This is a genomic window from Bradyrhizobium sp. BR13661 (assembly GCF_029892425.1).
GTDB lineage: Bacteria > Pseudomonadota > Alphaproteobacteria > Rhizobiales > Xanthobacteraceae > Bradyrhizobium.
Genome location: NZ_JARXWB010000071.1, coordinates 1 through 5824, shown reverse-complemented (window position 1 = coordinate 5824; position 5824 = coordinate 1). Strand labels below are relative to the sequence as shown.

Here is a 5824-nt window from a genome sequence, read left to right as displayed (position 1 = left end):
AGTCGTGGCCGGATGTTGCGGGGATAAGAGCGAGGCGGAGCAAAGCGACGACGGCCTTCGGTCAGACATGCCAAATCGAGGACGCCGTGGGCGAGCCGAGAGAAACGGTTAGTGGACATCAACGGCGACAATCGACGTCGTGACGACGGACAGAACCGCCGGCAGAGCGCACCCGGTTGGCAATGCGTGAAGATGCACATCGAAGCCCGAAGCAACAGGTGACCGCGCGGCTTTGCTGAGCACGGCTGCGATGGCCCGTCGGGCGCTATCATGCCAGTCGACCGGGGACAAATTGGGACCCGCGCAGAAAGCGCTGATCAGAGATCGCACATGCCTTCGCATTCGTTGGCGAGGAGATCGAGCTGGCCACGGTCAGCGTCTTCAAAGTCGGTGCCGTATCGGCGACATCGGGATCGAGTGGGCGGCTTCTGCATGGTCAGGGTCCGTCAAGGCGGGAGCTTCGAATGGCGTGATGCGCAGCGGGCATCACGCCGTCGGTCCTTGAACATACAATGCAAATGCATTACACTGGGACGCACGATCGGAGCCTTCGATGCCGAAAACCGCCGAAATCCTCGAAATTCCCGCCACGATCACCGAGCGGGGCCAAACTACGGTTCCTGCCGCCATCCGCAAGATGCTGGCACTGGGCAAACGGGACCGCGTGGTGTTTCGAGGGCTTGCCGACGGAACGGTCGTCCTGGCCAAGAAAGCGGCGGACGAGCAGGCTGACCCCGTCATCGGAAATTTTCTGCGCTTTCTCGAGAAGGACATGGCGGCGCACCCGGCGCGGGTTCGAGCGATTCCTTCGACTCTGCTCGCGCGCGGTGCAGCCCTCGTCAAGGGCGTTGAGGTCGATCTCGACGCAGCCTTGCCGGACGACGATGCGTGACGGACCAGACGATCGAAATCAATGGCTGGACCATCTACGCGCATCCGCTCTTCCTTGATCAGCTGGAGGCCCTAATCGCGGCCGTCGAGAAGGCGCGTGCCAAAGACCCGAAAGGCTATAAGACGAAGCGAGCGGCAAAACTGCTTGCCGCGGTCCTGAAAGTCGCCTTTGAGAACATCCCCGCCGATCCGGCCAGCGACGTATTCCGCCAAGGCGATACGCTCGGCGCCGACTACAAACACTGGTTTCGCGCGAAATTTTTGCAACAGTATCGGTTGTTCTTTCGCTATCAGCAGGCGGCCACGAGCAAGATTATCATCCTGGCTTGGGTGAATGACGACGACACGCTGCGCGCCTATGGCAGCACGACGGATGCTTACGCCGTGTTCCGGAAGATGCTGAACCGAGGAAACCCACCTGATACGTGGGACGCGCTGGTCGCCGCAGCGTCCGGCGCCGGGCCGAAATCGCGGTTGCGAGCATCGAGAGCGAAGCCGAAGGATTGACGCCTGTGCCGACCGATAGGGGAGTGGATTGCCGCTGTTTGCCGATTGGTGTGATTGCGAGCCCGCGCAAGACGGCCGCAAGCGCTTACTGAAATTTACCGAGCGGGTTGGGGGACGAGCGGCAATTGCTGGCCGTCTTCCCGATCTGCTGCGCTCTCACTACGACGAAATGGAACGCATAGCGGAGGATGTCGCCCTTCTCGGTTATGCGAGCGCCGCAGCATTGCTAGCCGAGCGTCTTCCCCGAACCACGCGGGCACGCTCCGGCGAGCTAGGGGAAATCTTCGCAACCGAGCTGGTTGAGGAGTCGTTGGGCTTCTCGGTCCCGGTTCGTCGCCTTCGCTATAAGGATGGCCGCGAGATGGCGCTCCGCGGCGACGACTTTATCGGCGTGCGATCGAGTGCTGAGGGACACCTCTTTCTTTTGAAAGGAGAAGCCAAGAGCCGGGCCAATCTCGCCGGCGCAACGATTATCGAGGCTCGAACGGCGCTGTCGCGTGATAGTGGCCGGCCGACGGCGACCTCCCTGCTCTTTATCGCCGACAGGTTGATGGAGGGTGATGGTCCGCTCGCGGCATTGGGCCGAATCATCCGAAATGAGGTCGCAAGCCGCGCAGTTCCCTCCGATCGCATCGACCATGCTCTCTTCACGATGTCCGGCAATGCCACGCCCCGAGCGCTTTTCGACGATCTGCGCGGTGCCGGCGTTGATCGCAGCCACACTGTAATCCACCTTCGGATCGACGATCATCAGGAGTTCATTCGGCTGTCCTACGAGGGAGCACTCGCCCTTGGAGACGGTTGACGAACTGGCAGCCTTCTTGACGCAGGCGACCGCTGACGGTGTCAGGGGTCGGCTGCAAGCTCGCGGCGAGGCGCGGTCCATCATTCGCCGCGACGGCGTCCTGCCTGACGATGCGCCGGCGTTCGGAGAAACGATTGACACCGATCTGTCCGAATATGCGCTCTCCGTGCTGCGCGCATCCATGGCGCTTCGGGAAGGCGGCGGCAACGATGAGATTTGGCGGCGCGGCTTCGCGCGGGCCGGAAACGCGTTCGAAGCACTGGTGCAAAATGGCTCCCACGAGGATGTCGGCCGGGGCTTCTATCGGATCGCAGGCGCCGCCGCGTATCATCTGGCAAGCTACTCCGCTCTCGCCTTCTCTCTGATCTCTCAACGGCCTGAGAACGCGAATCTATCGCCAGCGGAAGAAGCGTTGGCGCATCTTATTTTGCGGGATCTGGCCGGTCTAGGTCGCCGCGCGCGAGCGTGGCTGCTGAACCCAGCCCATGGTGATGCAAATATTAGCCAGGCGTTGCGCGCAGGAGAGATTGATTCGGACGACGCCGTCAGGTTGATCGCCACATCAACCATTTTTCGCGCCCTCGCGTTCTTCGAATTCGCTCTTCAGACCGGGGCCGCGGTCCTGATTGAGGAGTCTCGGTCCCTCCTGCGCCGCGCGATCTCCCTCGCCAGGAACGCCAATGCCGTGTCGCTGTGGTGGACCGCGCGCATAGCGTTCAATCTTGTCGATGACCTGTGGTCTAGCAGCTTGCATCAGGTGCTTCCCCTCGACGGGCCGGCGGGCGCGGGAAACTATCAGGATTTGCGCCAACTCTTCATCGGGGAACTCTTTGGACGTGACGTCGCCGAGGTGGAGCTTTGGCCGTCGCAGATCGAAGCAGCCCGACGAGCAACCGATGACCGACGATCTCGTCGTCGCGTTGCCGACCAGTGCTGGCAAGACACGAATCGCCGAGATCGCCGCATTGATGGCGCTCGCGGCGCGCAGGCGGGTCCTCATTGTAACGCCGCTTCGCGCATTATCCGCCCAGACGGAACGATCATTCCGTCGGACGTTCTCGAGCCTTGGGTTCTCGGTCTCGTCGCTCTATGGCGCGGCTGGAGCCGCTGGCGGCGACGAAGACGCACTCCGTACGCAGGATATTGTCATCGCCACACCGGAGAAGCTGGACTTCGCCTTGCGGAATGACCCGTCGATCATCGATGACGTCGGGCTCGTAGTCCTCGACGAAGGTCACCTGATCGGGCCAAGCGAACGCGAAATTCGGTACGAGAACCTCGTTCAAAGACTGCTCAGGCGTGCTGACAACGAAACCCGTCGCATCGTCTGTCTCTCGGCGATCTTGCCCGAAGGGGATCAGCTTAACGATTTGACCGCTTGGATTCGTAGTGATGCAGGTGGAACACCGATTCAGTCGCGCTGGCGACCAACGCGGCAACGCTTCGGCACCCTCATGTGGCAGGGTAACTCGGCCCGCCTGAGCTTCGATCTCGAAGCAGGCGGACCCTATATTCGTCATTTCGTCCCGGAGGAGGCAGCTCGCCGGCCACGGCGCACGCCGTTCCCGATACAAAGGAGCTGACGCTCGCGGCCGCATGGAAGTTTTCGGCTCAGGGTAAGCGAGCGCTCGTCTTCTGCACGCAACGTGATCACGTCGAGGGATACGCCGAGACCATCGTTGACCTGCACAGTCGCGGTTATCTGCCCTCGCTGCTTGACGACGCAGCCGCGGTCGCGCGTGCTTTGGCCGTGGGTCGCGAGTGGCTAGGCCCGGATCATCCCGCGGTTCGGTGCTTGCCGATCGGTGTCGCGATTCATCACGGTCGGTTACCAGGGCCGTTCCTTCGCGAGGTGGAGGGCTTGCTCGCCGCAGGCGTTCTGCGCGTGACAGTCGCGTCACCGACGTTGGCGCAAGGTCTCAACCTCAATGCCGCTGTGCTGCTGATTCCGACCCTCTACCGTGCTGGCGTTCCGTTGTCCGGCGAAGAATTCGCTAACGTGGCCGGGCGTGCAGGCCGTGCCTTTGTCGATCTGGAAGGCCTTGTGTTGCACGTGATGTTCCAAGCCGAGGGGTGGCGACAACGCGCTTGGCGAGACCTCGTCGGATCGGCGACGGCAAGGTCGCTTTCAAGCGGCATCATCACCATCGTCGCCGAGGTGCTCAACCGTCTGGCGCGCGCGAACGTCTTCCTGCGGGCCGACGCAATGGAGTATCTCGCGAATGCCCAGGAGGCCTGGTTTCCACAGGACCATGCCGCTGATGCCGAGCCGATCGAGAGTCTGATCGAAAAGCTCGATGCAACTGTCTTTGGTCTCATCGAAGCGCTGGACAGTGGCAGCGCGGAGCTTCCGCGGCTAATCGACGAAGCCCTGAACGGATCACTGTGGTCTCGCCAGATCGCCCGGCTAGGCGAACAGACCCGCTACAACCAACTGTGGATTCTCCAGGCTCGCGCGCGCCTAATCTGGAACAAATCGGACGCCGTGCAGCGCCGCGCCACCTTCGCGATGGGCATTGGACTGGAAGCGGGCCTCGCCATCGACGCGATCGCCCCTGAATTGACGGAACTTCTTGATCGGGCTGATGACGCAGCACAGACCGGCGCAATTGACGATTTGAGCGCCGCTCTCACCGGCATGGCGGCGCGCTTGTTCGGCATTCGGCCATTCGTGCCGGATGTCGATCTGCCGGCGAATTGGCGCGAGCTCCTCGCAGCCTGGCTTCGCGGCACCGATGTTGTCACGATCGGTCTGGACAACATGCGCGTCATCGAAGACGCGTTCGTTTATCGGCTTGTATGGGCAATCGAGGCGATCCGGATGCGGCGCCGTGCGAGCGGCGGAGAATCGGACTTTGTTGAAGGCAGCGCCGCGGCCGTTCTTGAGGCCGGCGTGCCGCAGGCCATGATGGCGAGTCTAGTCCGGGCCGGACTGCCCTCCCGAGTCGCCGCAATGGCCGCGATTCGTGAAACACAACCGGTTTTCGTCGGTGGGGCGGAAATGAACCGATGGTTGCGATCGAATGAGATTGCAGCGCTCTCGGATCAGCCCGATTGGCCGACCGCCGATACAGCGCATATCTGGAAGAAGTTCAGAAATGACGCACTCAGTGGTGCAACCTCGAAGTGGAAAACTCAGGACTGGACGATGCAAGGCGACGTGCCCAACTTTGTCGATGTGGGAATGCCGGGTCGCATCGAGATTGAAGAACATACGGGCGCAGTGTCGGTCACGACGCCGGACTACCGCTCCATCGTTGGGATCCGACAGCGCCTTCGGCAATTTCGACCAAGTCTGTGCCATGTTGAATTCGCGACCGACCGTCGCAGCTCGCGCATCATCCGGCTTGGGCGAGGTGAAGCGCAATGGCAAGACAACGAGGGGTAGACATCTGATGGGTATGCCTAGAACATCTGCCGTCGCTACGCCGGGGACAAACCGCATATGCCGGAGCCGGGCACGGAGCCGCCGGGCCGCAGCGCGCTGAACGCGCGATTGATCACCCGCGTGAGAAGAGACGTCGATGCAGAAACGGCCCCGCCTTTCGGCGGGGCCGTTGCCGTGGAGGCCCCTTAGTCCCGGTTCGGTCGGGACCAGATGAGCTGGAGGCCCTCCTGGCC

Annotated in this window: 5 protein-coding genes; all 5 read left to right on the top strand. The window is 62.1% G+C overall.

Annotated features, from left to right (window positions below; translation table 11 throughout):
• Positions 1 to 553 precede the first annotated feature (553 nt).
• The 5 genes from M2427_RS41880 to M2427_RS41855 all read left to right on the top strand — a co-directional run bounded on the left by M2427_RS41880 (position 554) and on the right by M2427_RS41855 (position 5591).
• Positions 554 to 892, top strand: a complete 339-nt coding sequence (locus M2427_RS41880; RefSeq protein ID WP_021082473.1) for a type II toxin-antitoxin system PrlF family antitoxin — start codon at positions 554 to 556, stop codon at positions 890 to 892.
• On the top strand, positions 889 to 1398 hold the full coding sequence (locus tag M2427_RS41875; protein WP_021082474.1) for a type II toxin-antitoxin system YhaV family toxin: 510 nt from the start codon (positions 889 to 891) through the stop codon (positions 1396 to 1398). Before M2427_RS41880 ends, M2427_RS41875 begins: the two co-directional genes overlap by 4 nt.
• A 28-nt stretch (positions 1399 to 1426) precedes the next feature.
• Entirely contained in the window at positions 1427 to 2203 is a 777-nt protein-coding gene (locus M2427_RS41870; RefSeq protein WP_035653661.1) for a Hachiman antiphage defense system protein HamA, read from the top strand.
• Positions 2204 to 2931: 728 nt separating this feature from the next.
• Entirely contained in the window at positions 2932 to 3786 is an 855-nt protein-coding gene (locus tag M2427_RS41860) for a DEAD/DEAH box helicase (RefSeq protein WP_307756453.1), read from the top strand.
• A 302-nt stretch (positions 3787 to 4088) separates the two neighbouring features.
• On the top strand, positions 4089 to 5591 hold the full coding sequence (locus M2427_RS41855; RefSeq protein ID WP_280712540.1) for a hypothetical protein: 1503 nt from the start codon (positions 4089 to 4091) through the stop codon (positions 5589 to 5591).
• Positions 5592 to 5824 lie beyond the last annotated feature (233 nt).